A 16,271-nucleotide genomic window follows, 5' to 3' on the forward strand; every position below is an offset into this window, starting at 1 on the left:
CGCGGCGCGGATCTGCTGCGCGGCCTGCTGGGCGATGGGCTGCTGCAGGCAGCGACCGGCGTCGTCGGTGCAGCCATCGGGCGGAACCCACTGCGCGCTGAAAGCCTGACCGCCCGCGGACAGGGACACGTCGATGGCCCAGAACGGCATCGACTTGAAGGCCGCGATTTCGCGGTCGCGGTCCACCACGAGCTTGAGCGTCGGGGTTTGCACGCGGCCAACCGAGAGCACGCCGTCGTAGCCCGCTTGTCGCCCTAGTACCGTGAACAACCGGCTGAGGTTCATGCCAACGAGCCAGTCCGCCCGCGATCGTGCCAGCGCCGAGTAGTACATCGGCAGCGTCTCGGCCGATGGCCTGAGCTTGCCCAGCGCGGCGCGGATGGACGCATCGTTGAGTGCCGACAACCATAGCCGCTCGATGGGGCCGCGGTAGCCGCACAGTTCGATGATCTCGCGAGCGATCAACTCGCCTTCGCGGTCGGCATCGGTGGCGATGACAAGCTGGGTCGCCTTCGCCAGAAGCGCCTTGACGACCTTGAATTGCGTGGCGGTCTTCGGTTTGACCTCGACCCGCCAATGCTGGGGAATGATGGGCAACTGCTCAATGGACCAGCGCTTCAACTGCTCGTCGTAGGCTTCGGGCGCAGCGGCTTCTACGAGATGGCCGATGCACCAGGTGACCGTGACGCCGGAACCGTTGAGACAGCCTTCACCGCGCTGCGTGGCGCCGAGAATCCGGCCGATGTCTTTGCCCTGGGAGGGCTTCTCGCAGAGAAACAGCCGCATGTCCGTCCATCCCGATTCCTGTTGTTCATGGAGTTGCTGGGATGGAGGATGCCGAGCACCACTGAGGGCAGCAGCAAACAAGCCGCATGCGGTGGCGACCGCTTTTACGGGATGAAATGAAATGGCGAGTGCGGAGGAAGGCGCGTGGCCGGAAGTGTGCGGGCCGGGAGCCACGATTTCCGGGAGCGCGTGGAAGTCGGTGGACGTTGGTGGAGCTATCCCCTGGGGATAGTTCGCAGCGCATGGAGGGCGGCGAAGCACGACGGCAGTCGCCCTCCATGTCGGGTCACTTCCTGCGCTTCGCTTCCTTCGGTGCAGCCGGCTCCTGGTTGGCCTGGGGCTTCGACTCTGTCTCCTGTGGCTTCGGGCTGAGGGCCACGGACTCGATGCGGTACGGCAGGATGCCGACACTGCGCGCGTTGACCTGCCAGGTCTCGCGGGGCTGGTCTTCGTTGTCCGTCCAGGGGTCGCGCTCCATGCGGCCGACGACCAGCACGCGCATGCCCTTCTGGTAGAGCTGCTGCCAGCGGTCGGCGTCGTGGTGCCAGAGTTCCACCGGCGCCCAGAAGCCGCCGCGGTCCTCGAACTCGCCGCCTTTGGTGGGGACGGGGTTGTCGAAGTACACGTTCAGCCGGAGCAACCGGCGAGGATCGTCGTTGCCGTTGGGGAATTCGCGGTACTCGGGAGGCGAACCGATATTGCCCTCACCGATGAATTGTGTGCTCATGTTGGAATCTCCGTGGTGGTTGAAATGCCCGTGCCTCGCTGGACTCGGGCGCGTGCTCGGATGGCGGGCGCAATCACCGATCGCGCACTGCGGCAGGAACGGACGCGAGCCGGCGCAGGTAGGTGTTGTCCGCCTGCACGGCCTTGCTGGCGCACTCCTGTGCTTGCCTGCCCAGGGTGTGCAGCAGGCTGATCTGCATGTTCAGCATGACGCGCTGCAGTTCGATCGCGTGCAGGTCGTGCAGCAGGTTGACCGGCGTGCTGGTGCTCGCCATCAGCTCCTGCCACAGGGCCACGCCCATGGCCGATCGATCGTGCTTGCGCCAGCGTAGAAAGGTCGTGCCTGCGCCAGTGGTCTGCTGGGCCAGCTCGACGGGAAGCAGGTGGAAGGGATGCCCACACGCCTGTGGCAGCACCTGTCGCTGCGCCAGGGCAATCAATTCGTCGCGCATGGCGAAGCACTGGCTGGCCCAGGCCTCGAAGTCCCCTTTACCTTTAAAAGGCTTTAAAAGGCCTTTTAGAGAGGCGGCGTGTTCCAGCCGCATGAAGGCGGTCTGTTGCAGCGGACGGAAGTAGCGGGTGTCGCAGTTCGGGGCGCTCATGCCTGCGCGTCCTCACCTGCCGGCGTATCGGGGGTCTCGGTGGTGGCAGCCTCGTCGTTGGGGGAAGCGGCTGCGGCAGGATCGTCATTGCGCTGCTGCAGGCCTCGGCGCACGATGGGCGGCGCGAACTTCGAGCGGCGCGTGCCTTCCAGCACGTCCTGCGGAAGCTCGCCGAACTTCTCCAGCGCCGCCCGCGCAGCCGCATTCTTGGAAGCGAAGTCGTCGCGGGTGCAGCCCGAGTAGCGGTACTGCTGGGCCAGCGAGAACAGGCTGCGCAGCGCGTGCGCGCCCTCGTTGAGCCAGCGCTCCAAGGTGCTGCGGTCGATGAGCGCGGTGTGGTGCGCGAGGATTAGTTTGCGGGCGATGTCGTCGTAGTCGGCGAGCAGATACACCGCGGCAAAGCCGAGCTGCGCATTGACGAACAGCGGCAGCTTGACGGGTTGCACGTTGAGGTTCTCGCCCAGGGTGAGTGCCGGCGGCACGCTCGCGAGCACCTGGTCCACTTGCTCGCGCAGCGATTGCAGCGTGGCTTTCGTCTGGTCGAGCTTGTCTTCGATGCGCAGCATCCAGAAGTCGCTGTACGGGTCGTCCTGCTCCGAGCCGCGCCGCATCTTGTTCATCTGGGCGATGTAGCCGTTCAGGCCGACGATGCCCGGTCGCCCCTCGGCGGCGGCGCGACCATGCCAGATGCGCGAGGCGTGGTGCGTGTGTAGCGTCAGCGACATCGCGCTGCGCAGGGAGCCGAGATTCAGTTGCAGGGGTTCGTTGGTAGTTGCCATGTTGTCCGCTCGTTGTTGGAAAAGAGCGGCCAGCTTCGGCGGGAAGCGGAAGGCAGTCAGTCAACAAACCGAAACCCGCCAGTCCCCGGTTCAGGGCGCGGCGGGTGCATGCGGCGCGAGCTATCCCCAGGGGATAGCTCCATGGAGAGCCAAGGAACGCTGCACGCCGGGATCGGTGCGGACAACATCGAGGCTGTGGCAGATGGTCGAAGGCCGACCTGCGACTGCTCCACGCCGTGCTCGGCAGTGGAACTATCCCCAGGGGATAGCTCTACTGGCGGCCATGGGCATCTACTTGCGCCGCCTTGCAGGCATTCTCACTTGCTGGCGAGCAGGTTGCGCAGCCGTTCGATGTGCTGCTTGGCGACTTCCGGTGGCACGGGCTTGCCCTGCGGCTGAGGTGGCGGTGCAAGTGGTGGCCGCTGGCTTGGAGGAACGGGGGCCGATGGCGTGTCCTTCTTGGCCCAGGCATTGAACTCGCCATGGATGGCCCGCTGGATGATGCCGAACAAATATCCCGCCGGATTGCGGATGCTGTGGCTGCTGCATCGTGTGGCCCATTCGTCCAGCACGGCCTGTCTCAGCGAGGCATCGACCTGCTGCAACGCCACCCTGGCACCTGTCTGCTGCTCTGCCTTCAGTTCCGCGAAGCGCTTGGGCCATTGCAGGTCGCCCAGCGCACGCGCCTGCGCGGTAGTACGTACTTCATTAATACAACTACTACGTACTGTACTGGCCTGCTTCGGATTCCGAAGAGAGGCGTCTGGCGCGGGTTTCGGCCCTGCTTCGGATTCCGAAGTGGGGTCATCACGATTCCGAAGAAGGCTCGAAGCCCCTTCTTCGGAATCGTGGATGTCCTCTTGCTGTGGATAACTTTCGGTCGCCGTGATGCCCTGGCTGGCGAGGCGTTCGGCCAGGACCTGCAGCCGTGACGGCAGTGTGCGGTCGGACAGAAGCGGGTCTTCCGCGATTTCCTTGAGCGTATTCAGGCCGACCACCTGCACGGCCTTGGCCGCGTGGCCGAGGGACTGGCTGACCAGCGCCAGGTAGTCGGCGTCGAGCTGCATCGCTTCAAAGGGCGTCAACGGCTCGTCGTGAAGGACATAGAGGTTGCCGAGGATGCGGCCGGTCTTGGGGTCGCGTCGCCGCCGAACGAGGCTCAGCCATCGGGTCAAGCGCAGCAGCGTCAGGGCTCGCGCCACGGTTTCGTGCGAAGCCTGCCCGGCGCATGGCATCGAGGCCAGCCAGGGCCGCAACTGCTCATAGGTGGGGAATGCCGTCACGCCATCGTCGTTGAGCAACAGCCGGAACACCTGCCAGGCGTTGCGCTCCAGCGGTGTCAGCCTGCGGTCGAGGAACAGCCGCCGCGGCACGGTTTCATGCCGGTTGCCGCTGAAGAGGAACGCATCGCCAGACGCCGGGGCGGTGGACACCGGGACGGGCGTGGGTGTGGACGGGGGCACGTCGGCTTTGGGTTTGGGCGCAAGGTCTTTCAGCGCAGCGTCGAACAGGTCCGCGAGTGCGACGAGGCCACGACGTGGTGCGGTGTCGTCCGCGGCCATGGCTCAACCCAATCCCTGATCGACCCAGCTCTTGATCGAGGCCCAGACCACCGATAGAGGCAGCGACATGCCTTCGGCCAGATCCATGGCGGCGTCGAGGATGGAGGTTTCGTCGTCGAGATCGACGTTTCTGCTGCTGGTCACGGCCTTCCATTGCCGCCACAACTCCGTGTCCTGCGTCTCGTCCAGCACGGGGTGGCGGCCCTTGCGCTTGGGCAGGCCGAGGATTTCGCGGCGAAGCGCCACTTCCTGGTGGGTAAGCCCGTAGAAGCGGCTGACCATCTCGGTACTCGCGCCCAACCTGAGCATGCGATCGACCGTGGCGATCTCCTTCTCCACGTCCTGAGCCTGCCTGAGCAGACGCCGGAGCACTTCACGGTTGACCGTCACGGAGCACCACGAGACGTTGGCGTTGGCCAGCACGCTGATCAGTGCGGGATGCTTGAGGGCATCCAGTTCTTCCTCGCCAAACCCCATCAGTTTGCAGCGGCGCAGTTGCCCATTGCGTAGGTCATAGAGGGCCTGAGCGATGACGGCCTGGTTGAGTGGGTGTGGTGCGGACATGCTGGCCTCCCTCGCTTACGTTCCAGCGTCCGCAGCGCCGGGTTCCAAGTCGAGCAGGCGGCGGGCCAGCCGCAGCAACCGGAACAGCTTGACCAGCGCGGTGTCGCTCAAACGCCGAGCTGCCTCGCCTTGGCCGTGCAGCAGCGCCGGCAGGTCGATGACGATTTGTCCCTGATCCAGGCCGACGTCGGCGGGCTGTTGACCAGCCAGGCACGCCAGCAGCGCCAGGACGGCACGGCCTAGCGGCCCCGGGTCCTGGGTGCGGGCACGGCAGACGAAGCCGATGCCGTCTGGACGGTCGTCGATGCACTCGTCCAGGTCGGCCTCGCCCGCGATCTCGCGGGCGAACTGCGCGACGTGGATGCGCAAGCACTCGGGCGTGTCCAGGCTCGGGTCGATGTACCAGACATCGGAGATCGGATAGAGCCCGCCGGCCTGCACCGGGATGGACTGCAAGACGTTCGCCGAGAAGTCGGGCGGCAGCGCATCGCCCAACTGGTCGGCGACCATGCGCTGGATGGACTGAAGCCGTTCGGTCGTCGGCGCGGGCGAGACGATGTGCTCCTGAAGTAGGTGGTCATCCGCTGTCCGACTGGCCATGCTCGTCTGGCTGGCATCCGCGTCGATCTCGCGCGCTGAGGGGATGGCCGCAGGTCGGCCTGCAGGCGGCGCTGCCGGCTCAGGCCCTGCGATGGGCGGCGAGGTATCGGCAGGGGAACGCGCGACAGCTCCCGGCTCCGGCAATGTCGGCGGCATCGAGGGTGGCGTTGGGTCGCTGACCAGGGCGCGCTGGCGGCTCTCGGATTCAGTCAAGTCCAGCGCGAGCACGTCGTAATCGACGCCCAGCAGTTCGGCCATCTGGCCGATCAACTCGTCCTGTACGCGCTGCGCGGAGAACTCGTCGGCCTGGACGTCGAATTGCGAGAGCACTTCCTGGAAGAACTCGTCGAAGTCCTGAACCAGTGAGCGGCCCTTGGCGTAGCGCTCCCACGCGAGCATGCAGGCTTTGCGCATGACCGACAGGCGTTCGACCTGGTGGCGGCCGAGGCCGCCATAGAGCACGGCGGGGATCGCGGGTAGCAGGTAACGCACCGCGTCGTTCATCCGGCTGATGTGCGACTGCTGGACGGGGAAGCCATCCGCTGCAAGGCGGCGCGCGAGTTCGGACTGGCTCAAGGTGTTGCCACTCTCCTGTTCGTAGAACTCACGCGCCTTCTCGACGCCAAGTGCGCGTTCGATGAACGTGAGGCCGCCGCGCAATTCGTTCTCGGCCAGGTGGCCGGTCAGCATGACGACTTCACCGCGGCTGGGCCACGGCCGGAACAGGCACGATATGCGGAAGAAGCGCTCGTCCTTGGTCTCCGACCACAGCTCCCGCAGGATGGCCAAGCGCGTATTGCCGCCATTGCGGATGATGTAGTGGTCCTCGCCGGGCCGTCGGGTGATGGCCGGCGCCGCGTCTAAGCCACGCTCACGGATGGACGCCTTGATGTCCTCATAGGCAGGATTGCGCTTCTTGCGCGGGTCATGGTCATAGGGGCGCAATTGGTCCAGGGTCACGATCATCGGCGTGTCGGCGATGGGGTCGCTCAGCGCCGAGGCGGACGGGCCGCTGCGCTCGAACCCGGCCGCGAGCAGCTTGCCGGCCATCTGCTGGGAGGTGATCTCAGCCATGACGGCCTCCCTGCGCTTGGGATCGGGCCTCGCGCTCGGCGCGGCGGATCTGCGCACGGGCATTGAGGGCCGCCCGATGGTCGCTGGCCGTCGAACTGGTGTAGATCGCGGCGCAGCCTGTCTTGGTGAATTTGAGGTGGCCGCCGGGCGTGCGCTTGACGTGCCAGCCTTCGCCGGCAGCGAACTCGATCAGGGCGCGCAACCGCTTGTGGCCTCGGGCCAGTTCATGTGCGCTCGCCATGGGGCCTCCTGGCTTCAAGAGGGTGTGGCGGACGGCCGGACACCGTGGCAAATCGGTGCTGCCACTGCGGGAACAATTCGGCGGCGAGATCGCGCATGGTGTCGAGCGCGGCGGGGGCGACTCTGCCCGGTGGCTGGCGGTACTCGATCCGATGCACCGGCAGGCCGCGCGTCGCGGCGCGCGGATAGGCTTCGATGGCCGGCACGTCGGTGGCCAGCACGCGGATGCCGGCGTGGTCCTGGAACAGGTCGCGCAGGGCCTGCTGGATCAGCCGGGCGTTCGTGGACACTGGATGGACGCGGTTGATGAGCAGGTGGAGCGGCGGCGGCTCGATGCCGAGGTGCCGGTACGGCGCGATGTCCTCCAGCAACTGCATGGTGCCGCGCCGCAGCTCGCGCGCCGCGAGGATTTCCGGGGTCACGGGCGACAGCGCAACGTCAGAAGCGAGCACCGCCATCTCCAGCAGCACCGACCGCGCACCCTGGGTGTCGATCAGCACCAGGTCGTAGAGGGGCGCCAGGACCGGCAGCAGGTGCCGCAGCCGCAGGCGCCCATCCGGCGCGTGCAGCAGCAAGGTGTTCAGCTCGCCCCGGTGGTCGTTGGACAGCACCAGGTCCAGGCCGGCGATGGTCGTGCGGGACACGAGTTGGCCGAGGTCGCGCACGTTGAAGGCCAGCAATTCATAGATGCCGCCCGATGCGCGGCGGGCCAGCGCGTAGTAGGAGGACAAGGTGGGCTGTACGTCGAGGTCGAGCAGCAGCACGCGCAGGCCCGCGTCGGCGGCCAGTCCGCCGAGGTTGGCGGCGGTGGTCGTTTTGCCGACGCCGCCCTTGGTCGAGATGATGGATACAACCTGCATGGCGCTCTCCGTCTGGGAATGGGGAAATCCGAGGGAGAACGGGTCAGGTGCGGTTGTTGAGGCGTTCGGCGATCCACTGGTCGATTTCGATCGAATCCCAGCCCACCGCGCGCACACCCAGTCGAAGCGCCTGCGGGAACTGGCGCTTCTTCATCAGGTTGTAGATATGGGCGCGCTTGAAGCCGGACTTGGCTTCGACTTCATCGAGCCGCAGGATGCGGCGCTCGTTCGGTGGAAGTACAGGTGTCTGCGACATGGCGGTCACTCCTGAACGCTCAGTGGCGTTTGTTGGCGTGACCTCTATTCAATAGACATGGCTGCGGAAAGACATTGCAAATGCAATCTCCGCGACTGCACATACAAGCTGGAAGAATTCACGCGGCTGCGCTACGCATATTCTTCCTGGCATTGGCGAACTTGCCGTTCAAGGTTCGCTCCGTGATGCCCATAGTGCCGCCATAGTGGGCGAGCAATGCAGTGACGATTGCCTCCTGCGTCTTGAAGCTGGAGTACGGCACACCCGATGGGGATTGACCCAGCATCAGCGTCAGCATGCCGCCGATGATGTTCAGGTACGTGGTCTCTGCTCGATCACTGATCGCGCACTGCTTGGACGCCAGGAGCACAGCAGACTGCTTGAGCAAGGCTTCGTGTTGCGCTTGCAGTTCGCGCATCTCGCGCCGGCTATGGTCCAGCGCGGCCTGTAGAGCGAGCCGCTCCAGCAGGATCGCCTGTCCTGTTTCCAGGCTGATGAAGGGATGCGCCATGCGCTCGCTGCGGCTGAACAGGAACCCGGGCCGATGCTCGGGATAATGGGTGCGCATCCAGCGTTTCAGATCGACGTGGCGGACGGTCAGATCAGGTGAACTCACCAACTCTGGGTCATTGAGCGTGATCCCGTTCTTGCCGAAGGGCAGTTCGGCATTGAGGATGCCGTCGTAGATGCGTTCCGAATACAGCCGACACTCGTTCCATCGCGGGCAGTCCAACATCTGCGGCAGGCACCGCGGTGATGCGATCGAGGCGAGGATCGACGCCTTGTACCGCAACAACCCAGCCCACCGTATGGCAGCTTCGATCGGACGATAGAACACCTTTGATAATGGGGGCTCCTTGTGCATGTTTTCGTCTCCTTTCGGAAGCGCTACATCACCGGCTCCTTTCTTGCCCTGCCAAGGGCTGTTGTGTCGTTATGCCTGTGGCGGATGCCTAGGACCATGCCGAAATCATGACATCGGCACAGGTGGTCCTCTCTTGCTCGATGTGCAAGAATCGACCAGTTGCCGGCCCGTCGAGTAACAAGGAAGAAGCACGCTCGACAATGGCGCTCACGGTGCCAGCGTCATGGGGTGCGTCAAGCCCATCAAGAGCGATTCGCTATGGTCTGATATCCCTACGGTTTCATAGGGCGCGCAAGGTTGAAATCGGCGCCCAAATGTCCAGATGGACAAGGAAGATTCCGAGTGCTTCATGCTGGTTCGGAATCCTGATATACCGACATAGCATCTACGGGCGAGCGACGCAGCTGGCGCCCACTGTGGGACAACCGTCCTCGCATCGCTCTCGGGATGCACTTCAGTACCATTAAGCAGGCGGGCGCTTTCGACGCCCACAGCCAGAAATAGACTGCGAACAACTCATAGAGCACTCATTCCATCCTTGATCTGACAATTGAATGTCGAGTTGCCGCTGGTTCATCCTCTTGATCATGTCCCGGTCACAGTGCGAGAAGAAACGGCTCTCGCCAGTTTGAAGCTGGTGTGAGGGGGCTATGTCGGCTTTCTTCAGCGCAGGTCGAATACCCAGCTCCTCTTCCGCCCGTCTCTTTTTGCGCGCCGACTTGGCGAGGTCCAATGTGATCTCGCCGTTCTCTTGAGAAGTGGACTTTGCCTGGCATGCTCGTGGTAAAATTCCGTAGGTTTCTATTGGAATTCCGTTCGGGTGTACTCGGACTGGGTTCTAGCTTTTAAATTTTCAATACTTTGGTCTGACCATGACCCGTACTGCTTCGACCAACATCGCTCTGTGGTGGCGCTTCCAATAGGAAGCGGCATGTCGTTGCGGTCTTGATCGCACCTTGCCGCCGTACCGGCAGGCAAGGTTTCAAGAAGGCTTCCCCGGCACGGCGGCTCCAAGATTTGAGGAGATTGCCCGATGCCCTTAGCACCCCAACCCCGTCGTCGAACTGATACTCCGCGCGCCGCGCCGCTGTGGGGTACAAGCTTGCCTGTCTTGTCTGCGCACTTGTCCCAGCCATGCCGGCGCAAATGCTTCCTCGGCACACCGCGTTGGCGCACTCCGCGGCTTCGCTCAAGACCCGTTGCTACCCTGTTTCAGCACTTGCGTGCGCTTCGTCCATCGCAATCGACTGCCGATGTGTGTAATGAAGTGTGTAATGAGGTCTGTGTGTAATGAAAATATTAAATAAAATCAAGGACTTATTATCATGAGACTCCTGATGCTCGACAACTACGATTCCTTTACCTACAACCTGGTCCAGTACTTCGGCGAACTCGGCGCGGACGTGCGGGTGTACCGCAACGACCAGATCACGCTGGACGAGATCGCGGCCCTGGCGCCCGAGCGCATCTGCATCTCGCCCGGACCGTGCTCGCCCGCCGAGGCCGGCATCTCGGTGCCGCTGATCCAGGCCTATGCCGGCAAGGTGCCCATCCTGGGCGTGTGCCTGGGCCACCAGTCCATCGGCGCCGCGTTTGGTGGCAAAATCGTCCGCGCGCGGCAGATCATGCACGGCAAGACGTCGGCCCTGACCCATACGGGCAGCGACGTGTTCCGGGACTTGCCGTCCCCCTACACGGTCATCCGGTACCACTCGCTCGCCATCGAACGCGACAGCCTGCCCGATTGCCTGGAGGTGACGGCGCAGACCGACGATGGGGAGATCATGGGCGTGCGCCATCGCAGCCTCCCTGTCTACGGGGTGCAATTCCATCCCGAATCCGTCCTGAGCGAGCACGGCCATGCCTTGCTGCGCAATTTCCTGCAGTTGAACGCATGAACCAGCGGCAACGATTTCCCAAGGAGTCCATGGTGCCCATTACCCCTACCGAAGCGCTGGTGCGTTGCATCGAACACCGCGAGATCTTCCATGACGAGATGCTGTCGCTGATGCGCATGCTGATGCGCGGCGAGATGTCGCCGGCGACCGCGGCCGCGCTCATCATGGGCCTGCGCGTGAAGAAGGAGACCATAGGCGAGATCACCGCCGCCGCGCAGGTCATGCGCGAGTTCGCCGACGGCGTGAAAGTGCCCGATACCGATGGCCTGGTCGATCTGGCGGGCACGGGCGGCGATGGCGCGCATACCTTCAACATCTCGACCGCGGCCATGTTCGTGGCGGCGGCCGGCGGCGCCAAGATCGCCAAGCACGGCAATCGCGGAGTCTCGTCGTCCTCGGGCAGCGCCGACGTGCTGGAGGCGCTGGGCGCCAACGTCATGCTGCCGTCCGCCGCCGTGGCCGAGTGCATCGAGGCCACCGGCATCGGCTTCATGTTCGCGCCCATCCACCACTCGGCCATGAAGAACATCGCGCCCATCCGCAAGGAACTGGCGGTGCGCACCATCTTCAACCTGCTGGGGCCGCTGACCAATCCGGCCGGCGCCGCCAACCAGCTGATGGGCGTGTTCCATCCCGACCTGGTCGGCATCCAGGTGCGGGTGTTGCAGCGCCTGGGGTCCAAGCACGTGCTGGTGGTCTACGGCAAGGACGGCATGGACGAGGCCTCGCTGGGCGCGGCCACGATGGTGGGGGAACTGCGCGATGGCGAGGTCCACGAATACGAGATCCATCCCGAGGACTTCGGTCTCCAGATGGTGTCGAATCGCAGCCTGAAAGTCGCCAACCGCGACGAATCCCGTGAACTCGTGCTGGAAGCCCTGTCCAACGTACCGGGCCCCGCGCGCGACATCGTCGCGCTGAACGGCGGGCTGGCCATGTATGCCGGCAACACCGTGTCATCGGTGGCCGAAGGCATACGCAAGGCCTTCGAGCTGATCGCCAGCGGCGCCGCGCGCGCACGGCTGGACGAGTTCGTCTCCTTCACCAGGAAGGCGGCGCAGTAGGCCGTCTTCGCACAGGAATCTTGATGGGCGGGTCATGAGTGACATTCTCCAACGCATACTGGAAGTAAAGGCCGAAGAGGTCGCCACCGCGCGCCTGCTTCGCAGCGAATCCGACCTGCGGCGCGAAGCCGAGGCCCGGCAGGACGTGCGGGGCTTCGCGCAGGCGATCGAGGGCAAGGTGGCCGCGGGCCAGTCCGGCGTCATCGCCGAGATCAAGAAGGCATCGCCGTCCAAGGGCCAGCTGCGCGAGAACTTCCAGCCCGACGAGATCGCGGCTTCGTATGCCGCGCATGGCGCGGCCTGCCTGTCGGTGCTGACCGACGTGCAGTTCTTCCAGGGGTCGCAGGACTACCTGCGGCGCGCCCGCGCCGCATGCGCGCTGCCGGTGCTGCGCAAGGATTTCATCGTCGATTCCTATCAGGTGGTCGAGGCCAGGGCGATGGGCGCCGATTGCATCCTGCTGATCGTGGCAGCGCTGGAGCCCTCGCAATTGCGGGACCTGGAAGCGCTGGCGCTGGAACTCGGCATGGACGTGCTGGTGGAAGTCCATGACGCGGCGGAGCTCGACACCGCCCTGGAACTGCGCACGAGCCTGCTCGGCATCAACAATCGCAACCTGCGGACCTTCGAGGTCTCGCTGCATGCCACGATCGACCTGTTGCCGCGGATCCCGGCCGGCAAGCGGGTGGTCACGGAAAGCGGCATCCTGGGCCCGTCCGACGTCCGGCAGATGCGGGAATACGGCGTCAATGCCTTCCTGGTCGGAGAGGCGTTCATGCGGGCCCCCGACCCCGGCGTCGAGCTGGCGCGGCTGTTCGCATGAACGCCGTCAAGGGTTTCGATGGCGGCGCGTCCGCCGATCTCTTCGCGGCGGAGCCGGACAATCGCCTGGCCGAACCGCTGCAGGCCCACGTGGATCGCCTGCCTGCCGGCTGGCGTGAGTTGCTGGCCGACGCATTGGCCAGCCCGTCCTTCGACGCGCTGCGGCGCTTCGTCGACTTGCGCCGGGAAGCGGGCGCCGTGATCTATCCGGCCTTGCCGTTCCGCGCGCTGGACCTGGCCACGCCCGCGTCCACCCGTGTCGTGATCCTGGGGCAGGATCCCTATCATGGCCCCGGCCAGGCCCAGGGCCTGGCGTTCTCGGTGCCGGACGGCTTCAAGCGCCCGCCCAGCCTGCGCAACATCTTCAACGAGGTCGCCGCCAGCTTCGGCGGCAATCCCGCCGCCTTCGGCAACGACCTGCAGCGATGGGCCCGGCAGGGCGTGCTGCTGCTCAATACGTCGCTGACGGTGGAGGACGGCGCGCCCGCCTCGCACGCGAAACAGGGCTGGGAAGCGTTCACCGATGCGGTCATCGCCGCGATCGCGCGCGAACCCTCGCCCAAGGTCTTCATGCTGTGGGGCGCGCATGCGCAGGCCAAGCAGGCGCTGCTGCCGCCCGGCGGCAGGCACCTGGTGCTGATGGCCAATCATCCCTCGCCCCTGTCGGCCCGGCGTCCGCCGGTGCCGTTCCTGGGTTGCGGGCATTTCGAGACCGCCAACCGCTGGCTGGCGGAGCAGGGACGGGAGCCCGTCGCCTGGTGAAGGCCGGCGGCCCGGTCAGGCCGCCGCGATCACGCACTCCGTTTCGGGCGCGGGGGCGAGCTTGACCGTGAACCGGCGCAGTTCGTCGCGCCGGAACGCATGGATCTCGACCAGGTCGCCGGGCCGGTAGCGCGCCAGGAGCTTGTCCAGGTTGCCGTTCTGCACGCGCAGGCCGTCGATGGCCACCAGCACGTCCTGCGCCGACAGCCCCGCCCGGTGGGCCGGGCCGAGCGCGTATACGGTGGCCAGGCGCAGGTCTTCGCCCTGGCGCGCGGTCTTCGCGCCCAGGGAAGGAAGCGGCGACGAGGCCTTCCAGGTCAGGGCGTAGCCGTGCTGCGCGAGCAGTTCCGCCAGGGGCACGTCCTCGCGGCCGTAGGCGTGGCGGCGCAGGAAGTCCCGCGCGTCCACGCCGGTCGCTTCCCGGATCAGGTCCGGCATGGCGTCTTCCTCGACGCCGCGCGCGCCGCCCCGGTAGAAATCGCGGCCATAGCGCGTCCACAACAGCCGCATCACGTCGTCCAGGCCGTGCTTTCCCCCGGTTTCGTGGCGCAACAGCAGGTCCAGGCCCAGCGCGACCAGCGAGCCCTTGGTGTAATAGCTGACGATGGCGTTGGGCGAGTTCTCGTCCTGGCGGTAGTAGCGCGTCCAGGCGTCGAACGAGCTTTCCGCCACCGATTGCTTGAACCGGCCCGGCGCGGCATGAACCGAGGACACCGTCCTGGCCAGCGTGCGCAGGTAGTCCTGTTCGGTGATCACGCCGGCGCGCAGCACGAACAGATCGTCGTAATAGGACGTGAAGCCCTCGAACAGCCACAGCAGCCGGGTATGGTTCTCGCGCTCCAGGTCGTAGGGCGCGAAGGCCGCGGGCTTGATGCGCTTGACGTTCCAGGTGTGGAAGTATTCGTGGCTGACCAGGCCCAGGAAGTTGCGGTAGCCGTCGGTCTGCTCGGGCCGCCCCTGCACGGGCAGGTCCGAGCGCGAGGTCATCAGCGCGGTGGAGGAACGATGTTCCAGCCCGCCATAGCCGTCTCCGGTGACCATGGTCATGAACACGTAGCGGTCCGAGCTGTCCAGGAACGGCGCCCGCCGCGTCCGTGGTTCGAAGAAGGCGATCTGCTTCTCGCAGATCTTGCGGATGTCCGCCACCAGCCGGTCCAGGTCAAGATTGGGGATGTCGCCGGTGAAGACGAGTTCGTGCCGCGCCCCGAAGGCTTCGAAGCTGGCGACCTGCGGCGTGCCCATTTCGATGGGATGATCGACCAGCGCGTCGTAGTCCGGTGCGCGGTACATGCCGAAGCCGTGGCGCGGCGCGCGCTGGGGATGCCCCTGGGCCTCGGGCAGGCTGGTGTAGACCTTCCAGTCCAGGCCGCGCGGCGGCACCAGTTCCAGCAGGCAGGGCACATTGTCGTGGCCGGCCGCGCGCAGGAACACGCTGGTGCCGTTGAAGAAGCCGTGGCTCTCGTCCAGGTGAGCGGCGCGCACCGACAGGTCCCAGGCGTAGATCTCGCAGACGATCTGCAGCGGCCCGCGGCACGGCGCGGCCTGCCAGGTCTGCTTGTCCAGCTTGGTCAATTCGATCTTGCGGCCCCAGGCCCGCGCCTCGATGCTCTCGATCTGCCGCGCGAAGTCGCGGATCATGTAGCTGCCGGGAATCCAGGCGGGCAGGCTGACGCGCTGTCCGGTCGGATCCGGATCGGGGATGGACATCGTGACCCGGCAGCGGTGTCCGGCCGGGTCGATGAGTTCCAGGCGATAGGAGAGGGCTTCGGTCATGGGCGTGTGCGGCGGGGGCGCGCGCCGGCGAGGCGCAGGGCGATGGGAAACGGCGATCCGTTGCATAGGTTCCTTCATGTTAGTCATCCATGGCGCTACGCGCCACCGGACTCGGCGAACGGGCGTGTGCGACCGCCCTCCGCGGGGCGGCAGCGCGCAGAAGGGCGCCTCATCCGAGGAGGGTGGGGCCCGGCGCCAGGTCCTCCGGGGTGTCGACGTCGCGCACGCAGCCCGGGTCGTCCACGGCCAGGGGGGTGACCTGGCCGGAGATCAGGGCACGAGCGCCTTCGTCGCCTTGTAATTGCGACAGCGCCGCGGCCCAGTCCGGTCCAAACAGGACCGGGTGGCCGCGCATCTGGCGATAGGTGGGCGCGAGCACCGCGCGTTCGCGCCGGGACGGGGGCAGGGCCAGCCAGGCGTCGCGCAGCGCCGCCACGGTATCGGCGTGCACCCACGGCATGTCGGCGGGCATGATGCACCAGGCGGGCGCCTCGTTGCCGGCCGCGTGTTCGCGCGACGACAGCCATGAGACGGCCTGCGCCAGCGTGCCGCCCATGCCTTCGGCCGAGTGGTCGCACACGATGACCTCGCATCCGGCCTGCCGCAGCGCATCGCCCACCAAGGGCGCCGCCGGCGAAACGGCCGCCGCCACCCGGGGCAGCGCCCCGCGCAGGGCCTGGGCCGCCGCGGCGCAGACCGGCCGGCCGTCGACACGGGCCAGCAGCTTGTTCGCGCTGCCGTCCGCCGAAAAGCGGGATCCCCGGCCCGCGGCCAGCAGCAGTCCGATGATGCTGCGGCCGCCGCTTGCTCCTGCAGCCATGTCCTTTCCTTGAAATATGGAACCGAAGATGGTGCGCCATGGCGGGGTGAAACTCAAGCCGCCGGCCGCAGCGGGTGCGGGGTATGCTTGAGGCGACACCGGCGCGCCCGGTACATATATATAGGTGTCGCATCCCTGACGATTATATAGACTCCCGCCGCTACCCCCTGTTCATGGCTCGTGCCGTTTTGCAAGCCCTGATTGAGGAACATGAGCAA

General features: G+C 65.7%; 17 protein-coding genes. 4 read left to right on the plus strand and 13 right to left on the minus strand.

Features of this window, described 5'->3' with window-relative positions:
- The 11 genes from ABD104_RS29565 to ABD104_RS29615 all read right to left on the minus strand — a co-directional run.
- On the minus strand, window positions 1–786 hold a 786-nt coding region (locus tag ABD104_RS29565), incomplete at its 3' end, for a DNA topoisomerase (RefSeq protein ID WP_343928821.1).
- A 286-nt stretch (window positions 787–1,072) separates the two neighbouring features.
- Window positions 1,073–1,513 carry a single-stranded DNA-binding protein gene (locus tag ABD104_RS29570; protein ID WP_343928822.1) on the minus strand — a complete coding sequence of 147 codons (441 nt, stop codon included), beginning with the start codon at window positions 1,511–1,513 and terminating at the stop codon, window positions 1,073–1,075.
- Between the two features lie 73 nt (window positions 1,514–1,586).
- Complete coding sequence (locus ABD104_RS29575; protein ID WP_343928823.1) at window positions 1,587–2,114, minus strand: DUF3158 family protein; 528 nt, start codon at window positions 2,112–2,114, stop codon at window positions 1,587–1,589.
- Window positions 2,111–2,893 carry a PFL_4669 family integrating conjugative element protein gene (locus ABD104_RS29580; protein WP_343928824.1) on the minus strand — a complete coding sequence of 261 codons (783 nt, stop codon included), beginning with the start codon at window positions 2,891–2,893 and terminating at the stop codon, window positions 2,111–2,113. Before ABD104_RS29580 ends, ABD104_RS29575 begins: the two co-directional genes overlap by 4 nt.
- A gap of 317 nt (window positions 2,894–3,210) precedes the next feature.
- Window positions 3,211–4,455: an STY4528 family pathogenicity island replication protein gene (locus tag ABD104_RS29585; RefSeq protein ID WP_343928825.1), complete on the minus strand. Its 1,245-nt coding sequence runs from the start codon at window positions 4,453–4,455 to the stop codon at window positions 3,211–3,213.
- 3 nt (window positions 4,456–4,458) lie between these two features.
- On the minus strand, window positions 4,459–5,019 hold the full coding sequence (locus tag ABD104_RS29590) for a DUF2857 domain-containing protein (protein ID WP_217110004.1): 561 nt from the start codon (window positions 5,017–5,019) through the stop codon (window positions 4,459–4,461).
- A gap of 15 nt (window positions 5,020–5,034) precedes the next feature.
- On the minus strand, window positions 5,035–6,693 hold the full coding sequence (locus tag ABD104_RS29595; protein ID WP_343928826.1) for a ParB family protein: 1,659 nt from the start codon (window positions 6,691–6,693) through the stop codon (window positions 5,035–5,037).
- Window positions 6,686–6,934, minus strand: a complete 249-nt coding sequence (locus tag ABD104_RS29600; RefSeq protein ID WP_343928827.1) for a type II toxin-antitoxin system HicA family toxin — start codon at window positions 6,932–6,934, stop codon at window positions 6,686–6,688. Before ABD104_RS29600 ends, ABD104_RS29595 begins: the two co-directional genes overlap by 8 nt.
- Entirely contained in the window at window positions 6,918–7,793 is an 876-nt protein-coding gene (locus ABD104_RS29605; RefSeq protein ID WP_343928828.1) for a ParA family protein, read from the minus strand. Before ABD104_RS29605 ends, ABD104_RS29600 begins: the two co-directional genes overlap by 17 nt.
- Before the next feature lie 43 nt (window positions 7,794–7,836).
- On the minus strand, window positions 7,837–8,049 hold the full coding sequence (locus ABD104_RS29610) for an AlpA family transcriptional regulator (protein ID WP_004566600.1): 213 nt from the start codon (window positions 8,047–8,049) through the stop codon (window positions 7,837–7,839).
- 118 nt (window positions 8,050–8,167) lie between these two features.
- A complete protein-coding gene (locus tag ABD104_RS29615) occupies window positions 8,168–8,914 on the minus strand; it encodes a hypothetical protein (RefSeq protein WP_343928829.1) in 747 nt (248 codons plus the stop codon).
- Window positions 8,915–10,239: 1,325 nt separating this feature from the next.
- On the opposite strand from ABD104_RS29615, the gene ABD104_RS29620 reads away from it, so the two are divergent.
- From ABD104_RS29620 to ABD104_RS29635, 4 genes are read left to right on the plus strand one after another with little or no spacing between them, the layout of a single operon-like run.
- Window positions 10,240–10,812: an anthranilate synthase component II gene (locus ABD104_RS29620; protein WP_343928830.1), complete on the plus strand. Its 573-nt coding sequence runs from the start codon at window positions 10,240–10,242 to the stop codon at window positions 10,810–10,812.
- 32 nt (window positions 10,813–10,844) lie between these two features.
- Complete coding sequence (gene trpD, locus ABD104_RS29625) at window positions 10,845–11,876, plus strand: anthranilate phosphoribosyltransferase (protein WP_338619226.1); 1,032 nt, start codon at window positions 10,845–10,847, stop codon at window positions 11,874–11,876.
- 34 nt (window positions 11,877–11,910) lie between these two features.
- Window positions 11,911–12,699: an indole-3-glycerol phosphate synthase TrpC gene (gene trpC / locus ABD104_RS29630; protein WP_338616283.1), complete on the plus strand. Its 789-nt coding sequence runs from the start codon at window positions 11,911–11,913 to the stop codon at window positions 12,697–12,699.
- Window positions 12,696–13,460, plus strand: a complete 765-nt coding sequence (locus ABD104_RS29635; RefSeq protein ID WP_338616281.1) for a uracil-DNA glycosylase — start codon at window positions 12,696–12,698, stop codon at window positions 13,458–13,460. The genes trpC and ABD104_RS29635 overlap by 4 nt, the downstream gene beginning before the upstream one ends.
- Before the next feature lie 15 nt (window positions 13,461–13,475).
- On the opposite strand, the gene ABD104_RS29640 is transcribed toward ABD104_RS29635, so the two are convergent.
- Both ABD104_RS29640 and ABD104_RS29645 read right to left on the minus strand, forming a co-directional pair.
- The gene (locus tag ABD104_RS29640; protein ID WP_338616280.1) at window positions 13,476–15,233 is read right to left on the minus strand and encodes a M61 family metallopeptidase; all 1,758 of its coding nucleotides are present in this window, start codon (window positions 15,231–15,233) and stop codon (window positions 13,476–13,478) included.
- Between the two features lie 169 nt (window positions 15,234–15,402).
- Entirely contained in the window at window positions 15,403–16,053 is a 651-nt protein-coding gene (locus ABD104_RS29645; RefSeq protein ID WP_338616279.1) for a nucleotidyltransferase family protein, read from the minus strand.
- Window positions 16,054–16,271: the final 218 nt, after the last annotated feature.

Source organism: Pigmentiphaga daeguensis (assembly GCF_039523035.1).
GTDB lineage: Bacteria > Pseudomonadota > Gammaproteobacteria > Burkholderiales > Burkholderiaceae_B > Pigmentiphaga > Pigmentiphaga daeguensis.